Origin of the sequence: Sporosarcina sp. SG10008, from assembly GCF_044569405.1 — a bacterium.
Classification (GTDB): Bacteria; Bacillota; Bacilli; order Bacillales_A; family Planococcaceae; genus Sporosarcina; species Sporosarcina psychrophila.
Genome location: NZ_CP172607.1, coordinates 4,527,122 through 4,545,046, shown reverse-complemented (window position 1 = coordinate 4,545,046; position 17,925 = coordinate 4,527,122). Strand labels below are relative to the sequence as shown.

19 protein-coding genes are annotated in these 17,925 nt (G+C 42.9%); 4 read left to right on the top strand and 15 right to left on the bottom strand.

Annotation, left to right across the window (positions count from 1 at the left end):
* Positions 1–48: 48 nt before the first annotated feature.
* The 12 genes from ACGLYD_RS21475 to ACGLYD_RS21420 all read right to left on the bottom strand — a co-directional run bounded on the left by ACGLYD_RS21475 (position 49) and on the right by ACGLYD_RS21420 (position 11,356).
* Entirely contained in the window at positions 49–447 is a 399-nt protein-coding gene (locus tag ACGLYD_RS21475; RefSeq protein ID WP_187046518.1) for an HIT family protein, read from the bottom strand.
* A gap of 15 nt (positions 448–462) precedes the next feature.
* Positions 463–1,845 (bottom strand): class II fumarate hydratase, encoded by a 1,383-nt coding sequence (gene fumC / locus ACGLYD_RS21470; protein WP_067205095.1) that lies wholly within the window; start codon positions 1,843–1,845, stop codon positions 463–465.
* A gap of 14 nt (positions 1,846–1,859) precedes the next feature.
* Positions 1,860–2,342 carry an NUDIX hydrolase gene (locus ACGLYD_RS21465; RefSeq protein ID WP_067205094.1) on the bottom strand — a complete coding sequence of 161 codons (483 nt, stop codon included), beginning with the start codon at positions 2,340–2,342 and terminating at the stop codon, positions 1,860–1,862.
* A gap of 59 nt (positions 2,343–2,401) precedes the next feature.
* Positions 2,402–3,334 (bottom strand): HD-GYP domain-containing protein, encoded by a 933-nt coding sequence (locus tag ACGLYD_RS21460; protein WP_338653813.1) that lies wholly within the window; start codon positions 3,332–3,334, stop codon positions 2,402–2,404.
* Positions 3,335–3,451: 117 nt separating this feature from the next.
* Entirely contained in the window at positions 3,452–4,738 is a 1,287-nt protein-coding gene (locus tag ACGLYD_RS21455) for an ABC transporter permease (protein ID WP_399630473.1), read from the bottom strand.
* Positions 4,728–5,426: an ABC transporter ATP-binding protein gene (locus tag ACGLYD_RS21450; protein ID WP_399630471.1), complete on the bottom strand. Its 699-nt coding sequence runs from the start codon at positions 5,424–5,426 to the stop codon at positions 4,728–4,730. Before ACGLYD_RS21450 ends, ACGLYD_RS21455 begins: the two co-directional genes overlap by 11 nt.
* 678 nt (positions 5,427–6,104) lie before the next feature.
* Positions 6,105–7,667, bottom strand: a complete 1,563-nt coding sequence (locus tag ACGLYD_RS21445; protein WP_067205083.1) for a flotillin family protein — start codon at positions 7,665–7,667, stop codon at positions 6,105–6,107.
* Positions 7,668–7,684: 17 nt separating this feature from the next.
* Positions 7,685–8,218 carry a hypothetical protein gene (locus tag ACGLYD_RS21440; RefSeq protein ID WP_067205081.1) on the bottom strand — a complete coding sequence of 178 codons (534 nt, stop codon included), beginning with the start codon at positions 8,216–8,218 and terminating at the stop codon, positions 7,685–7,687.
* 90 nt (positions 8,219–8,308) lie between these two features.
* A complete protein-coding gene (locus ACGLYD_RS21435) occupies positions 8,309–8,920 on the bottom strand; it encodes a response regulator transcription factor (RefSeq protein WP_067205079.1) in 612 nt (203 codons plus the stop codon).
* Entirely contained in the window at positions 8,917–10,020 is a 1,104-nt protein-coding gene (locus ACGLYD_RS21430) for a sensor histidine kinase (protein ID WP_067205077.1), read from the bottom strand. Before ACGLYD_RS21430 ends, ACGLYD_RS21435 begins: the two co-directional genes overlap by 4 nt.
* Positions 10,020–10,748, bottom strand: a complete 729-nt coding sequence (locus ACGLYD_RS21425; protein ID WP_399630466.1) for an ABC transporter permease — start codon at positions 10,746–10,748, stop codon at positions 10,020–10,022. The genes ACGLYD_RS21430 and ACGLYD_RS21425 overlap by 1 nt, the downstream gene beginning before the upstream one ends.
* A complete protein-coding gene (locus ACGLYD_RS21420) occupies positions 10,745–11,356 on the bottom strand; it encodes an ATP-binding cassette domain-containing protein (RefSeq protein ID WP_399630463.1) in 612 nt (203 codons plus the stop codon). Before ACGLYD_RS21420 ends, ACGLYD_RS21425 begins: the two co-directional genes overlap by 4 nt.
* 249 nt (positions 11,357–11,605) lie before the next feature.
* Here ACGLYD_RS21420 and ACGLYD_RS21415 point away from each other — a divergent pair, with 249 nt between their 5' ends.
* The 4 genes from ACGLYD_RS21415 (at position 11,606) to ACGLYD_RS21400 (ending at position 16,103) form a co-directional block, all read left to right on the top strand.
* Positions 11,606–12,226, top strand: a complete 621-nt coding sequence (locus ACGLYD_RS21415; protein ID WP_067205068.1) for a DUF47 domain-containing protein — start codon at positions 11,606–11,608, stop codon at positions 12,224–12,226.
* A gap of 11 nt (positions 12,227–12,237) precedes the next feature.
* A complete protein-coding gene (locus ACGLYD_RS21410) occupies positions 12,238–13,236 on the top strand; it encodes an inorganic phosphate transporter (RefSeq protein ID WP_067205066.1) in 999 nt (332 codons plus the stop codon).
* 158 nt (positions 13,237–13,394) lie between these two features.
* Positions 13,395–13,595 (top strand): cold-shock protein, encoded by a 201-nt coding sequence (locus ACGLYD_RS21405; protein WP_067205063.1) that lies wholly within the window; start codon positions 13,395–13,397, stop codon positions 13,593–13,595.
* 375 nt (positions 13,596–13,970) lie between these two features.
* Positions 13,971–16,103: an MMPL family transporter gene (locus ACGLYD_RS21400; RefSeq protein WP_399630459.1), complete on the top strand. Its 2,133-nt coding sequence runs from the start codon at positions 13,971–13,973 to the stop codon at positions 16,101–16,103.
* A gap of 443 nt (positions 16,104–16,546) precedes the next feature.
* Here the strand turns inward: ACGLYD_RS21400 and ACGLYD_RS21395 are convergent, their stop codons facing one another.
* From ACGLYD_RS21395 to ACGLYD_RS21385, 3 genes are read right to left on the bottom strand one after another with little or no spacing between them, the layout of a single operon-like run.
* Positions 16,547–16,705: a hypothetical protein gene (locus tag ACGLYD_RS21395; RefSeq protein WP_156475938.1), complete on the bottom strand. Its 159-nt coding sequence runs from the start codon at positions 16,703–16,705 to the stop codon at positions 16,547–16,549.
* Positions 16,702–17,178, bottom strand: a complete 477-nt coding sequence (locus tag ACGLYD_RS21390) for a hypothetical protein (RefSeq protein WP_067205058.1) — start codon at positions 17,176–17,178, stop codon at positions 16,702–16,704. Before ACGLYD_RS21390 ends, ACGLYD_RS21395 begins: the two co-directional genes overlap by 4 nt.
* Before the next feature lie 43 nt (positions 17,179–17,221).
* Positions 17,222–17,875 (bottom strand): pentapeptide repeat-containing protein, encoded by a 654-nt coding sequence (locus ACGLYD_RS21385; RefSeq protein ID WP_067205055.1) that lies wholly within the window; start codon positions 17,873–17,875, stop codon positions 17,222–17,224.
* Positions 17,876–17,925: the final 50 nt, after the last annotated feature.

The following is a 17,925-nucleotide window of genomic DNA, read 5'->3' as shown; positions in this document are numbered from 1 at the left end:
TAAAGTTAATCTTCAATCAGAGGTGTCTTACTGCCCGTTAATGAGGGATCAAACACGACGGTGATTAGCCTCTTGCTTAATCCAATGCCTGATACCCTTCCCGGCATACGGCTCATCCGCAAATCTCGGAATCACATGTAAATGCGCGTGCGAAATCGATTGCCCGCCTGTTTTTCCCGTATTCCAACCAACCGAATAACCATCGTGCCCGTACCGCTCTTCCAAATAAGCTTTCGCTTTCATTAGCAGTTCCTGTGTATCAATCCATTCCTGCGCGGTTAATGAAAATACATCGACTGCATGCCGTTTCGGAACGATGAGCCCGCTCCCTTCCAACACAGTTTGCTCGGAAGGCTTTTGAATATAAGCGCATGTCGCATTTTCAAAGATAATTTGTTGCTCAGGATCCGCTAGCAAATTGCAATATGGACACTCTTTTTCGTACATACTGAAGTCGACTCCTTATTTCCCAATCATTTTTGAAGGAACGACATACTCGTCAAATTGTTCTTCTGTCAGCAAGCCAGATTTAAGTGCCGCCTCTTTTAGCGTTGTTCCTTCCGCATGTGCTGTTTTCGCGATTTTCGCTGCATTTTCGTAACCGATATAAGGATTAAGTGCCGTCACAAGCATAAGTGAGTTTTGAACTTTACGATCAATTTCTTCACGATTCGGTTCAATTCCAACTGCACAGTTGTCGTTGAAACTGATCATCGCATCGCTCAACAACGTCACAGATTGAAGGAAGTTGAATATGATAACCGGTTTGAAGACGTTCAGTTCGAAGTTCCCCTGGCTCGCTGCGAAACCGATTGTTGCGTCATTCCCCATCACTTGTGCGACAACCATCGTCAATGCTTCACTTTGAGTCGGGTTCACTTTTCCAGGCATGATGGAACTGCCTGGTTCGTTCTCAGGAATTGTAATTTCACCAATACCTGAACGTGGTCCACTAGCCAACCAGCGCACATCATTGGCGATTTTCATTAGGTCTGCTGCAAGTGCTTTGATAGCGCCATGAACGTAAACAATTTCATCATAGCTCGTAAGTGAATGGAATTTATTTACCGCAGACGTAAATTCGATTCCTACTGCTGTGCTGATTTCAGTAGCAACACGGTCCCCGAATCCTGCAGGTGCGTTAAGTCCTGTACCAACAGCAGTTCCACCGATTGCAAGTTCTTTCATCGACTCGACGCTGTCCGTAATCATTTTTTCTGTTTTCTCGAGCATCCGGTGCCAACCGCTAATTTCCTGACCAAGCGTTAAAGGTGTCGCGTCTTGTAAATGCGTACGACCGATTTTAATGATATCCATGAACTCTTCGGATTTCTTGTTAAGTGTTTCTTTCAATACACCAATTGCCGGTACGAGTTGTTGTTGTACTGCCACGACGCCTGCAACATGCAACGCTGTAGGGAATGTGTCGTTTGAACTTTGTGATTTATTGACATCATCGTTCGGATGAAGGCGTTCTTCCTCGCCCCACTCTTCAAGAAGTTGATTTCCACGGTGTGCAAGCACTTCGTTCATATTCATGTTTGACTGCGTACCGCTTCCTGTTTGCCAAACGACAAGTGGGAAATGATCATCCAGTTTGCCAGAGACTACTTCATCCGCCGCTGCAGAGATAGCCTTCATTTTTGCTTCTGAGATAGCACCGTGTGCATGGCTCGCGATTGCTGCAGATTTTTTCAAATGGGCAAATGCACGAATAACACCAATTGGCATTTTTTCTCCGCCAATTTTAAAATTTTGTTTACTGCGTTGCGTTTGCGCTCCCCATAGCTTGTCCGCAGGTACTTTAATTTCACCAAATGTGTCGTGTTCAATACGATAATCCATCATTCATCCCTCTTTCAATTGTAAGTATTTCCATTATCGCTGATTGGCACCTTTTTTTCATCCGCCCAGTCTCGGATAAATGCTTTTTGCCTAGGGTTTAGGTTCGTCGGCAATTCATCTTTTCCGAAAAAACGATGTGCTTTGCTTTCTGTACCGCCCTGTTTTAGTTCACCCAAATAGTTTTCTGTTTGAAAAATAACTTGCACGCTATATACTTGATCACCATTCGGATACGTCACAAAACAGGCCTCTCCGGAATAAAGACCAAATAGCTTAAGCCCCTCCACATGCAGTCCCGTTTCTTCATATGTCTCCCTTTTCGCCGTTTCTTCAAACGTTTCCCCAAGCTCCATCACACCACCAGGAATACACCAATTGTCCTCATCTGTGCGGTGTTGAAGCAAGATTTTATCTTCATTTGTAATGATGACGCCGCAACCCACCGTTAGTAGTGATTCCTTACCAATCATTTTCCTCATCGTTTGAATGTAATCCATAGCATTCCCCCCTTTTTTTATATAGAAAAGACCCGGTTTCCCGAGTCTTTTTCCATTCTTCATTTCCAATTGAATTGGTTTTTCTTTAATATCTCTATAAATGCATCGACTACTTTAGGGTTAAATTGTGTCCCTCTTCCGCCCTCTAGTTCTTTCACAGCTTCTTGTATAGAAAGGGCCTTCTTATACACTCGATCGGTTGTCATTGCATCAAATGCATCAACGACCGATACGATGGCGGATTCTAGCGCAATTTCATCACCTTTGAGACCATACGGATAGCCTTTTCCGTCGTGTCTTTCATGATGTTGTTCGACAATGAATGCAGTATCTGCTAGCCATTCGACAGCATGCTCACGCATAATCTTTGCACCTTCTGTCGTATGAGTCTTCATAATTTCCCACTCTTCAGCTGTCAGTTTCCCAGGCTTATTAAGAATTTCTAGCGGGACAACGCGCTTGCCGACATCATGAAAATAGGCGCCCCATCTCAAAGTGCTAAGGCTTTCTGTTGGGAGTTCCAACTGTTTCCACACTTCGATTGAATAATCCTTAATTCGGTTGCAGTGCATATAAGTATAGCCATCGACCGATGCAATCGCATCCGCCTCTTCTTGGAGGATTTGTGTTTCGAAAAATCTGTACTCAAAACTTTCAGCTTCCATTTTAATTAAAATATCTGCTTCCGTTTTCCCATAAAACGAAATAATATGTTCATAATTCGATGCTTCAATTGTCTCACCGATTTCCAATAGACGGCGCTTTCCTTCGTATTCCATTTCTACGACCCCGTTAAGAAGCTTATAGGACTCTATGAAGGCGTCTTCGGCATCGTATTGGACCCAAAATGAGCCATTCTTGTGCAATGAATAAAGCGCATTTGACAATCCGTTCCATCTTCCGAGCAATACGACATCCGCATAACCGAGATGAAGTACCGGATATCCTTCGCTAGTTTGATTGCTATACGACTGGTTTAAAATAGTGTACATAAGCGTACTCCTAGGGTTAAGGCATATGATCATCAAGGCATGTCTGAATATTACCATTATAACAAGGCACGCAAACGTTTCATACACCTTTACTCGATTGATGCAAAAATATGTCGATTAGAGTTCCTGCCTCAACGCATTGATGACATCAATTTTCGTCGCTTTACGCGCTGGTCGCCACCCTGAAATCATTGCGACGCCTATGCTGATCGTAGAAGCGATAACCACAAGTTGCCATGGAATAACGGAGAACGTAACAGTCATATCTCCAAAATCTTCTTCACCGAGCGCCGCCGTAACAATTATTGGCAGCACATAATTCGACACAATGCTCACCCCATAGGAAATAACAACTGCAAGAACCGTCCCAACTATACCAATCCACGCACTTTCCATCAGGAATAGTCGTTGGATTAATTTCGGATCTGCCCCGATTGCTTTCATAACTCCGATTTCACGCGTCCGCTCTGTCACAGCCATTGTCATCGTGTTAAATATTCCGATAGATGCAATTAAGATCGCAATTGTCCCAACGAATACAAGTCCAGCTTTCAACGCTAGGAAAAAGACATCTAATTGATCAAGTTCTTCGGATATGGAATACACACTATATCCATCGTCTTTTAATGCAGTAGAGATTGCTTTCACATTTTCTAATTTATCCGCATAGACGTTTACATTGCCATAAAATAATTGCTGTGCGTCTGTATTATCATCCACTGGCTTGTCTACATGTGCATAATAGATTTTTTCTAAATCTGGAATAATAGATGCGTCAGCGTATATTTTTTGATCCTGCTCCCAATCTTTCGCAGGTTTCTTTCCGATTCCCACTATCGTGAGCATCATTTTATCCTCAATCATTTCACCTTCATCGTCACCGATTTGATAGTTGAACTGTTCTCCAATCAATTTTCCGTCATATGTAGTAAATTCACCATCTTCATTTTCATCTTGTTGATTCATTAAGGAATCTACAAAATTGCTTCCCACGACGACTTCGTTCACTTTTTCAGGTAAACGTCCTTCCTGAAGCTCGAAATTCGCTTTCTTTTCTTCTGTAAAATCCGTCACAACAAGCTGACTATTCCCAATGAAGTCACCAATTGAAGACTGCTGTTCTGCCCCTAGATTTTGGCGGAATACAACTGCTTTTACATGATCCCGTTTCTTCAGCTCTACAACTTTCTCTTCATCCATCTCACTTGAGAACACTTCAATTTGTGTCACAAGTCGGTTCGATAAGACCTCTCCCCGAATCGTTTCGTGAAGGCCGAATCCAACGGACGCGAGCACAATTAAAAAAGCTGTTCCCATCGTGGCCGCAAGCACGGTCATAAAAACACGCATTTTATTTTTCTTGATATGTTGCCCTACGAAACTAATCTGGTCCTTAAATTGCATGCTGTGCACCGCCTTCCGTTAATACGCCGTCATGCATTCTGTATACACGATTCGCTGTTTGTGCCACTTCATCGTCGTGTGTAATGATGACGAATGTGATGCCCCGTGTTTTATTGAGCGACTGGATAAGCAAAAGAACGTCCTGTTCTGTTTCCGAGTCGAGACTACCCGTCGGTTCATCGGCAAAAATAATTGGCGGATCCGTTATAAGCGCACGCGCAATACTGACACGCTGTTGCTGACCTCCCGATAATTCATTTGGATAATGGTCTTGCACATCCGTGAGTCCAACGCTTTGCATCAGGTCTTTTACTTTCTTCTGTCGCTCGCTTTTGTTGATGCCCTTTAATGTCAGTGGCAGTTCAACATTTTCAAATGCTGTCAATCCAGGCATGAGTTGAAAGTTTTGAAAGACGAAACCGAAATGATCTAATCGAAACTTCGCACTTTCCACCTCGTTGAATGCAGAGGTCTGAATGCCTTGCACACTGATTTCTCCACTTTCAGGCGTTAGGAATCCTGCCATAATATGAAGAAGCGTTGATTTACCCGAACCACTTTTGCCAACAATCGATACAATTTCACCCTCCGCAACATCAAACGTTAACCCCTTCAACACCGGAACCCGCTTTTCTTTACCTTTCTTGCCGATTTTGAATGAATGATTTAAATTTTGCACACTAATCATCTGTTCCCCTCCAACTTTCTTTATTTCCTTCATTATATAGGGAGAATCTTAAGGGTTTGTAAGGATAGATATGAAGAATTTCTTAAGATGTTGGAGGTGGATGCTGGGTATATGATTGGTCTGGCAGGGGTTATGATCGGTTGGAGGCTTTTATGATCGGTCGTGCGAGGGTTATGATCGGTTAAGGAGTTTTATGATTGGTCGTGCGAGGGTTATGATCGGTTAGGGAGTTTTATGATCGGTCGTGCGAGGCTTATGATCGGTTGGAGGCTTTTATGATCGGTCGTGCGAGGCTTATGATCGGTTGGCGGCTTTTATGATTGGTCGTGCGAGGCTTATGATCGGTTGGCGGCTTTTATGATTGGTCGTGCGAGGCTTATGATCGGTTAGGGAGTTTTATGATTGGTCTGGCAGGGGTTATGATTGGTTGGAGGCTTTTATGATCGGGCGTGCGAGGATTATGATCGGTTGGCAGCTTTTATGATTGGTCGTGCGAGGGTTATGATCGGTTGGCAGCTTTTATGATTGGTCGTGCGAGGGTTATGATCGGTTGGCAGCTTTTATGATTGGTCGTGCGAGCTTTATGATTGTTTCCTTACTCTACGCTCGCTGAGGGGGCCAACAACATAAAAAAAGCCCCGACGCACTACTGCGTCGGGACTCTCCTCTAGTTAGATATTATTCAGCTTCGTCAGCTGCAACTTCTTTTCTTGCAATCACTTGTTGAGTGGGTTGCTTCGTATTTGTTGCTTTTATCTCATTTGTCAGCTGGTCAATACTTGGGCGGATATTGCCTTTGCCCGTGTAGTTTTCAAGCATTTCCTTAACGTCGATGCCTGATGATGCTTTCAAGGATTCTTGCAATGTTGCCATTAAGTTAGTCGCATACGACGTTACTTTATTGGCTCCGCCGCCTTCACCACTACCTGTATCGACAACAGTAATTTTATCGATATTCGCAAGAGGGCTTGCAATTTGTTTCGCATATTCAGGAATCATTTTAACAATCATATCAAGCATGGCAGCTTGGCCGTACTGTTCGAATGCTTCCGCAATTTTACGTTTCGCTTCTGCTTCTGCAAGACCTTTTAGACGAATAATGTCAGCTTCAGATTCCCCTTGCGCGCGCATGGAATCGGCTTTCGCCTGCCCGTCGAGACGAACTTTTTCTGCATCCGCAAACGCACGTGCTTCAATGCGGTACTTTTCAGCATCGGCTTCCGTAATTTGTTTCGATTTTTGAGCTTCTGCATTTTGTTCGATTGCATAGCGATCCGCGTCAGCTTTTTTCTTAACTTCAGAATCATATTGCTTCTCACGACGCAGAATCTCTTTCTCTTCAAGTTCAATCTGTTTTTGACGTTCAATGATTTGAATTTGCATTTCCTGTTCCATAACTTCCTGTTTCGAGACGGCCGTTTGAAGTTCGTAAGCTTGGTCGGCACGTGCTTTTGCAACATCCTGATCACGACGGTAATCCGCAACCTTCAATTGATTCTCTTTTTCAGCTTCCGCAATTTCAGTCGCACGTTCAATTTCTGCTTTTTGTGCTTCTTTAGATGCTTCCGCATTTTTAATACGCGTTTCTTTTTCTGCTTCAACTGTTGCGATATCCGCATCACGCTTCACTTGTGCGATACGTGGTTTCCCGAGTGAATCGAGATAGCCATTTTTATCGCGCACATCTTTAATTGTAAATGAAACGATGATGAGTCCCATTTTGGAAAGATCCTGTGAAGCAACACGTTGCACTTCCTGAGAAAACATATCGCGATTTTTGTAAATTTCTTCCACTGTCATTGAACCAAGAATCGAGCGCAAATGACCTTCCAATACTTCTTTTGCTTCATTTTCACGATCAGCTTTTGATTTCCCCAAAAATTGTTCAGCAGCTGTTGCAATCTCTATGATTGAGCCACCAATTTTAATAATTGCTGTTCCATCTGCCATAACAGGAACGCCTTGCTCCGTGTACACTTCCGGCGTTGTAACCTCAAGCTTACTTGACAAAAGGCTAAGCGGTGCCGCTTGTTGGAACACTGGCAACAGGAACGTCCCGCCGCCGCGGATGATTTTAATACGATTTCCCGAATCATCCTTATGTACATTTTTAGAACCAAGATAACTTCCTGTCACGATTAGTGCTTCATCTGGCCCGACTGTGCGGTACTTTGTGATGAAGACGAGAACCAGCGCCAGTAAAACAAACGCGACGACTCCAATTGCAATCCAAATTTCCATCTGTTTTTCCCCCTTTTTTATTTGAAGCGGAATGGTTCATACTCTTTAACGATGAATGTTCCATCTCTCACTTCAATAATCAATACTTCTTTTCCGTACTCAATTGCGGTGTTTTCGTACCCTACCGCCCTCTTAGAAATCATGCCATTCACCGATTCGATAACAATTTCACCGAATCCATCAACAGGGACAGGTACAATCACTTTTCCAACCCTGCCCATCAGCGACTCATCCGTATACGCGAGGGACACTTCAGCCGATTTCAGTGGAAGAAGGACAAATAAGTACAATAGAAGATCGAGTACAAAAGCAGTAACAAGTGCAATTACCAAAATGATTCCGCTGCCCCATGTTGTAACAAGTTCTAATATATAACCGCCAGCCGCTACAAATGTTATGAATGCAAGTATCACCGCCGGATCCAAGAAAGGACTAGCATCGCCGATCCCTTCCGCCATATCACTAAATAAGATATAAAGTAACGTTGCAAGGCCTGCAACAATTAGCCCAACCATATAGACTTGCACAATTGGCATCCCAAACAGTTCCATTTCAACACCCCACTTTCACCTTTTTTGTCTCACCTATATATACGTCCCATCATCCCGAAAGTTTCAATTTACTGAAAATTTTTCACAAATTTATTCCATATCAATTAAACCGTTTTTCCTGGCAACGTGAATTGCCTCTGTCCGACTTTTTACTTGCAACTTTTGAAAGATGTCCGAGAAGTAGTTTCTTACTGTTCCCTCCGACAAAAATAACTGCTTGCTGATTTCTTTATTCGCCAAACCTTTTGATGCCAGCATAAGAAGCTCTTGCTCCCGCTCGGATAACTGATCTTTTTCTGTAAATAGTGAAAAGGCCAGTTCTGGATCGACAACTCGCTGACCCGCGGCTACTATGCGAATTGCTTCGGCAAGTGCACTACTCGGTCCGTCTTTCAATAAGAAACCTTTTACGCCTGCATTCACTGAACGCTGTAGATAACCAGTTCGGCCAAACGTTGTCAACATGATGATCGCCACACCGGGGTATTTCTCCACTAATCTTTCTGAAGCTTCCAAGCCGTTCATAATCGGCATTTCAATATCTAAAATACAGACATCAGGCAGTAATCGCTCGACTGCCTCAATCGCTTCCAAGCCATTTGCTGCCTCACCGATGATTTCTAAGTCCTCTTCTATAGAAAGAAGTGCTATTAAAGCCCCCCTCACCATCGCCTGATCTTCTGCAATTACGACGCGTATCACGAGACGACACCCACCTTTTCAATACTTTTCGGTAGCGGAATGAATAACTGAACGACTGTCCCTTCTTTACCGCTTTTCCATCCAATCGTTCCATTAATAAGCCCAATCCGGTTTTGCAGGCCTGTCATACCATGATTTGGAACCGCTTCATCGATACCTTTTCCGTTATCAGCGACTTCAATTAATACACCTTCCACTGAACGTGCAATGTTAATTTGACACCATGATGCAGCGCTATGTTTAACGACATTGGTCACAAGTTCCCGAATTGCCATCACAGCAATCTTTTCATACCCACGATTAATGGAATGGATTTCTCCGTTTACTTCAGAATTGATTCCTGCACTGTGTAAATGTTGCCGACTGGCAGTCAATTCATCGACAAGCGTGCCTGTATCAAGGTCTTCCACAAGCTCCCGCATCTGTGTTAATGTTTCGCGCGAGATTGTAATCACTTCCCGTAACTCCCCCGCGGCTCTTTCTGTGTCTGAAACGAGTAGCTTCTCGGCAAGCTCAGTTTTCAATGTAATCATCGACAGCTTTTGTCCAAGCGTATCATGCAAATCACGCCCGATTCGCTGGCGTTCTTGCTGCTTCACCAATTCATCAATCCGACTATGTGCTTTCTCCAATTCTCGCTGGGATTCATTCCATTTTCGTCTTGATGAAATCATATAAGCATTAAAGATGGCGAGCAGAATAGGTACAAGCGACATGGATGTTTGCACTATATTTAAGTCCTTAGCCACGCCATAGACAATCCCAACCACTATATAGACGCCAACAGCCGCGATGCGCTTGCGTCCGGACAATAACGAAATCATATTTGAAGAGAAGGCACTCAGCCAGAAAAAAACCGGTCCGAACATATACACCCAAAAACCAATAATAATCGCTTGCACAATGACGAACACTAGATAGCTGTTACGCCAATAGGACTGGCGATAGACGAATAAAAAGGGAGCAAGTAGAAGGATTGAAAACATACGCTCCATGCCCTCTAAAAAGAACGCCCCTATGAGCGGAAACAACATATAGATTAAAATAGTATACGGTTCCCTACCTAAACCTTCGGGAAATACTGCAAATCTCCTGCTCATTAATTCGCCGCCCTTCTATTTATATATCCTCCAACCCAGTAAACCCCTATAAATAGCATCGAATAAAAGATAAGTCCACCCATTTGACCAATCAAGGGATAACCTCCACCCAGTAAACGGAAGGCACCCGCTATCGCGATTGCTCCTGGAGACCCGCTTGCAATAGGTTGCACCCAGCCCGGAAACTGTTCAATCGGAACCCACGTCCCTGCAGAAAACATCACAAATATCCACGTAAAGTTTGCAATACCAGAAACAGTACCCTGTTTCCCAAATGAACTGATGGCCACACCCAACGTCATGAACACCGCGGACACACCGATAAACCATACCGCAATCATACACCATTGCCCTACACTGCCTGGGAGCCCGTGAATCGTCTGAACAAAAACGATTAAGATCACAACCGTGATACTATTCAATAAGAGCTGTGACATCAGTTTCGCACCTGAAACGACTAATTCGGAAACCGGCAATGCCTTCATAGATGTACGCCAAGGTCTGCTGTTGTCGTATGCAAGTCCAATAGCAAATGTCGTGACAGCTCCCGACAACAAACTGAAGACAAGCATTGCGATAAGTAGATATGCATAGTGCTCTGGTTCATTCGAAAGCGAAAAGATTAGGTAGTAGACGATGGGAAGAACGATGGCATAAATGACAAAATAGCGGTTTCTTAGCATGCGCAACACTTCAATTTTTGTCAACAATAAAAAGGGCTTAGTCATTGCACAACCCCTTCCTTCAACAACACAATTCGATGTGCAAGAACTTCTCTTTCTTCCCTGGAATGTGTAATCAGTAAAACGGCAAGCCCTTCATCAACAGCAAGCTTTAGTTGTTGATAGAAATGTTTTTTCATTTCCTCGTCCATTCCCGCAGTTGGTTCATCCGCAATCAGCACGAGTGGTCTACCTGCCATCGACAATGCAAATGACAGCCGCTTACGCTCACCGCCTGATAATTCATGTGTCTTTTTAAGGAGCATATCTTGCAATAATCCTAGACGGACAAGCTCGTCGAATGAGTAAGGACTTCTATAGAAGGATTGAAATAAACAAAGCATCTCCTTGACCTTCACATTATCCATGAATTCGGCGTGTTGGAACATGAAGCCTATTTCCGATTTCATTTTCCTTCCTAGTGGTTTCCCTGCCAGTAGAATTCTCCCGCTTAAAGGATGGACGATTCCTGCTATAACGGATACAATTGTTGATTTCCCCGCTCCATTTGCTCCACATAGCGCAACTACTTCCCCAGATGCAATTTCCAAGTTAATATCTCTTAACACGTTTTTCCGTTTAAACTCCACACAAAGATTAATAATTCCCAACATACTCTCACCTCTTACGTTAACTTTACTGATAAAGAGGGTATTCTGTGGAGTACATTGAGTCATTTTTCCTTCATGACAATTGTCACTTTTTCTATACAGATTTGATTTTTGTGAATCCTTTGTAGGGTCTTTGTAAAGATTGTGTAAAGTTTGTGCAGATATCGTCGAAATTTGTAGGTATCTCAAATTGTTTTTGATATGATGGGATTGTTAAAAAATTATTTCCCATACTGGGACGGAGGTACAACAATGTTCAGCTCACGTAAACCTGACCCTTTTTTCATAGCATTATTAACCATTGCTGAAAATGTGCAAGAAGCGGTTCATTATGCCAACGACTTTAAAGTGGTGACAGTTGCCGACTTGAAAGAAGTAAGCATTAAACTTAAAAATTACGAGACGGAAGGTGACACACTCATCCACGATCTCATTACTAAGCTTAACAAGTCGTTCATGACACCAATTGAGCGGGAAGATATCATGAATTTGGCCATTAAGATGGATGATGTTCTTGATGGTATTGAACATTTTGCAGCACATCTTGAAATGTTCTCTCTTACTGAAATTGATGAGTATGTACAGAAATTCATGGAAAACATTGTGAAAAGTACCGACGAAATCGTTAAAGCGATGAAATTGCTTGCGAGGAAAAAACTTGAAGCGATGCACGATCATGCAGTACTTATTAAAGATTACGAACGAGTTTGTGATGAAGTTTTCCGTACATCGGTCAAACAACTCTTCATTAATGAAAAGGATCCAATTCGCATTATCCAATTCAAAGACATATATGAACAGCTTGAAGATGTCGCCGATTATTGCCAAGATGTTGCCAACACAATCGAATCAATTATTATGCGTAACGCATAAGGGGGAGCCAAATGGATACAATACTTCTCCTTACCATACTAGTCGTTGTTTTCGCACTCGCTTTTGATTTCATCAACGGATTTCATGACACGGCGAATGCCATCGCAACATCCGTTTCGACTCGTGCACTGAAACCGAGAACTGCTATTATGATGGCAGCTGTCATGAACTTCGTCGGCGCTCTCGCATTTACAGGAGTCGCAAAAACGATTTCAAAAGACATTGTCGATCCATTCGTTCTCGAGAACGGTTCGCTTGTCATCTTAGCGGCACTTATATCAGCAATTGCGTGGAATCTGATTACCTGGTATTTCGGAATCCCATCCAGTTCATCCCATGCTTTAATCGGTTCAATCGCTGGCGCGGCTATTTCAGCAGCAGGTTTCGGCATTTTAAATTACAGCGGTTTCCTAAAAATATTACAAGCGCTTCTTATTTCTCCGTTCATTGCACTTGCAGGCGGCTTCCTTGTAATGTCGATATTCAAAGTGACCTTGAAGAACAAGAATTTATTTAAGGCAAATAAACGAATTCGTTATATGCAAATCGGAACAGCAGCGCTTCAATCGTTTACACACGGTACAAATGATGCGCAAAAAGCCATGGGTATAATTACAATGGCATTGATTGCAGCAGAATTGCAGACGTCGGACGATATTCAGCTTTGGGTCCGGATTGCTGCCGCGACAGCGATGGGGATCGGAACATCAATCGGTGGCTATAAAATCATTAAGACTGTCGGCGGCAAGATTATGAAAATCCGTCCAGTGAACGGCATAGCAGCTGATTTGTCATCTGCTATGATTATTTTTGGAGCGACACTTATCCATTTACCGGTTAGTACAACACACGTCATTTCTTCCGCAATCATGGGTGTAGGTTCAGCTCAACGTGTAAAAGGTGTCAATTGGGGAGTCGCTAGAACGATTGTCACGACATGGATTATTACTTTACCAATTTCAGCAACAATCGCTGCGATTGTCTATCAGATCCTTAACTTGTTTTTTTAATTCAAACATTTCTCTTGCAATGTGCTAATATCCCTGTTATGATAAAGAAGAATTATTTTTGTTCGGCATGATGGTCTCGAATAAATCTTGACCGCTTCAAGACTTGAGCAAGGATAGTAATACAATGTATGCACAAAGCATACGAGGAGGAAACACACATGGAACAAGGTAAAGTGAAATGGTTTAACGCAGAAAAAGGATTTGGCTTCATCGAACGCGAAGACGGAGACGATGTATTCGTACACTTCTCAGCTATTCAAGGAGAAGGCTTCAAGTCTCTTGAAGAAGGCCAAGATGTAACGTTTGAAATCGAGCAAGGCCAACGCGGTCTTCAAGCTACAAACGTAAACAAAAACTAATTTGAATTAACCATTCAAAAGCCATTTCCTTCGGGGAATGGCTTTTTTCTTTGTCCAAAATTAATTGTGGTGACTACTAAGTACTTATAATAAACTGAGCATTGGAGCCTTACTAGGGGTATCAGAAACCTAAGACTGGAGGGTAGCATCCCCTAGCGAATTCAATGTAATTCTTATTTCAACCTATATACGATGAACTTCCCTCCAGGATGCAACCTATTATTACCTACATAGACTCGTTTAGTAACCGCTTGCGGATTTTCACTCATGCTAGATTCCCTAACCTGTGCCGCCTCCTTCGATAAAAGACATTCCCATCATTTTCCGTTATTATAGAAGAATAGAGTCAATCTATACACAGGAAGGAATGATTGTATGCGTACACTTGCGCGTTTTGTAACAAGCGCACATAAATATATTATCTTTGCATGGATTGCAATCTTCGTCATATTGACGCTATTCGCGATTAAGTTGCCCGGACTTTTAGAAGGTGACGGCTTCCAAACAGATGGCGAACATGCCGCAGTCATGGATATTGTATCTGATGAATTCGATATGCCGGCAGAAACCATGTTCCTCGTTTTCGATAATGTGTCAGATGAAAAAATAGTATCTACACTCACTAACGTAGATAAACTTAAGGTCACTTCAGAAATCGTGTCACCGTTTGACAACGATACACAGTATAAAAACACTGCTTCCTACGCACTTCTTCATTTTGATAACGCGGAGAAAGATATGTCTGTTATCGTCACGGATATCCGAGAGGCTGTCGGTAATGAAAAAGGAATCACACTTACAGGTGCTTCCGCTATTTCAAAGGACATTAACACTGCTAGCCAACGTGACTTAATGACAGCAGAGGCAATCGGGTTACCGATTGCAATTATTATACTTCTTTTCGCTTTCGGAACTGTCGTCGCTTCATTCGTACCATTAATTATTGGTATTGTAACTGTCGTATCCTCTTTCGGTGTATTGGCCATTCTTGGCGGAAAAATGGACCTGTCCATTTTTGTCTTGAATATCATCCCAATGCTGGGACTTGCGCTTAGTATAGACTTTGCTTTGTTGTTCATCAGCCGTTATCGTGAAGAACGCAAAAAGAGCGACATGCATGAAGCTATCTCCACTACGATTCGAACAGCAGGAAGATCCGTCATCTTTTCCGCTTTCTGTGTGTTCATCGGACTTGGCGCAATGATGCTTATACAGGTCGACATTTTCCAAAACATTGCAATCGGCGGTATGATTGTCGTAGCAATGGCTGTCCTTGCATCTATAACCTTGCTACCGTCCGTACTTATTGCGCTTGGCGACCGGATTGACAAATGGCAGCTATTGAAAGAAAAATCGGCTGAAGCGAACGGTTGGCGCAAATTTGCCAACGCAGTTATTAAGCGTCCCGTTATGATAACAATTGTTGCGTTTATCCTACTCGGTATCGCAATAATTCCAGTGAAAAATATGGATTTAACAATTCCAGCAATTGATTCATTGCCAAAGTCGTATGATACGCGCCAAGCTTTTGAATTGATTGATAAAGAGTTTGGTCTGGCTGATCAAGCCGCTGTCTATGTCATTGCAGAACGTGCGGACGGCTGGGTGGATGAAAAAGGTCTCCAGTCCATGAAAGAACTCGAAAAAGAACTTTCAAACGATCCGCTTGTGGATAAAGTAACGACAATTTTTACTGCAAGTGACATCGATTCCGTCGAACAATGGGAGCAAGCGATGTTGGCGCCTGAAATCGCCGCCGGACTCTCCCCTCTTATTGAAACATTTGTGAAAGACGACAAGCTGATGATTCCTGTGACACTTAGAGCTAATGGCAGTTCAGATGCCGCACAAGATTGGGCGCGCGACTGGTCCGACAAGCAAACGGAGTGGAACTTATCCATCGGCGGACAACCAAAGTTCAATCAGGAAATCTTCGATGAAATACTGGATAAGATTTTGTACGTTCTGTTGGTTATCCTCGTCTCGACGTTTTTCATCCTAATGATTGCTTTTAAATCTATTTTAATACCGATTAAAGCAATTTTGATGAACATCGTCGGATTGGCTGCCACATTCGGTATTCTCGTCTATATTTTCCAGTATGGTCATTTCGGATTGGAAGCAGGCACAATTGCGCTTATCATCCCTGTCATCGTCTTTAGTCTTGTCTTTGGACTAAGTATGGACTACGAAGTGTTCCTCATCTCAAGGATGCAGGAAGAGTATGCGAAAACATTGGATAATGACCACTCAACTGTTGAAGGTCTTGCAACAACAAGTAAGATCATCACGTCTGCGGCACTGATCATGATTGTTCTGACAGGGGCATTCGCCTTTACGGACGTTATGCCAGTGAAGCAGATCGGTGTCGGCATCGCGATAGCAGTCGCCATTGACGCAACGATTATTCGCCTATTGCTCGTTCCAAGCCTAATGAAACTGTTTGGCAAATGGAACTGGTGGTTACCGTTTAGAAAAGGGCCCTATAAGCCAGGAAATTGGCATTAAGAAAAGCGGAAGGCGCCTAAAAGGAACGCAGCTTAAGTACGCCACTTCCTGTGGCAACAGCTGCATGACCTACATCCTGTAGGCCCGCGACAGGCATAAGACGGATCGGCGAAGCGGTGCACTTTACCGCATAGCCGGTTCGACTTATGACCCGAGCATCTGACCGCTAGAGCTAGACATTAAAGAAAAGCGGAAGGCGCCTAAAAGGAACGCAGCTTAAGTACGCCACTTCCTGTGGCAACAGCTGCATGACCTACATCCTGTAGGCCCGCGACAGGCATAAGACGGATTGGCGAAGCGGTGCACTTTACCGCATAGCCGATTCGACTTATGACCCGAGCATCTGACCGCTGGAGCTAGACATCGACCACGGTGGAAAAAACGTATATATTTTAGCTTTAGAAAAAGCACACCAGGGATTAATCCCTGGTGTGCTTTTTCAATTAGCGATAATCAACTTCTTCTATCAATTCAACAACCGTCACAATCGATGCCATCCCATTTTCCATATTATTGACTGTTGCCTTCATCGTGAAATAAACAGCAATAATACTTAATAACGTAATTAGCACAAGGCCGATGACAAGGTTTTTACCTTTCACTGCGCATCATCCTCGTCTTCAACTCTGACGAATTCCTCTTCAATCAAATAGACGTCCGCTTCGTTATAATCACCGAAACTTTCTTCAAGATTCAAGCCGTGATACAAATTCCAGAAGCCTTGCTCTTCCATAAGGATTAGCTCTTCACCTTCATTGTTCACAAACTTTTGTACAATAGCCTGCGGTTCAGGTGCTCCTTCAGATAAAGCCTTGATAGAATCTGCAATAATTTTCCGTAGTTCCTCTTCTGAAGCTTCACGGATATTGACGAGACCACGTTCATCCGTATCATAACCAGGAATTCCCGCTACATAGATAAAACCGTTACCGTTCGGGTGAAGATGCTGAACGACGACTGTTTTTTCATATAAGCTTTCTTCATAATGATAGTTGACCCGTTTCATTGACACATCTTTACGTGTAAGTTCGGGAATTGTTTCGATAATCTGTTGTTTCTCTTCAAATGTCAACATATATGTTCACTCTTTTCCACTCTGATTTCGTTTAAGTATACCATTATTCTTCTTTCACGGATAATCCAAGCACACGTGCGAAGCCAATTGCCTGATCTTTTGACACAATACAGCCTGCAATTTTCGGGAGCGTGACTTCAATCCGGTCATATGTACTATCAGACAAGTCAACACCATTCAAGTCCGTTTCAGTGAAGTTAATATTATCCAGCTTACACAACTTAAATTGCACGTTATTAAATGAGCTTTCATAAATATCGCCATCTGTTAAATTACACTCAGCGAATTCAACTTCCTTCATGCTAGAGAAGCTGAAGTTAATATAGCGCCCATCACATTCCTTGATTAACGTATGCCCCACTTTCGCATTCGCAAAGTCCGCACCCGTCAGTTTCGAATTAACGATTTCACACCTGTGGAACATGGCACTTTGAAAATTAACATTGGATAAATCGCACGTATCAAACACTACATCAACAAATTCTGCTCCCGCTAAATCACTTCCCGCAAACGATACATCTTTAAAGATCACGTCATCGAAAGTCAGTCGTTCACCTTCTGCACCTGTCATATGACCTCCGTCAATGCGGACTTTTTCAATGTATCCTTCATTATCGAGAATCGCTTCCACTTGCATAGCCTTATGAGTAACAGACAACTTCGGTTTCTGTCGCTTACTAACCTTTTTTTTAGTCATAAATGAATCCCCCTTTAGCGCGTCTTCCATTCCATAATAATAATAAATAG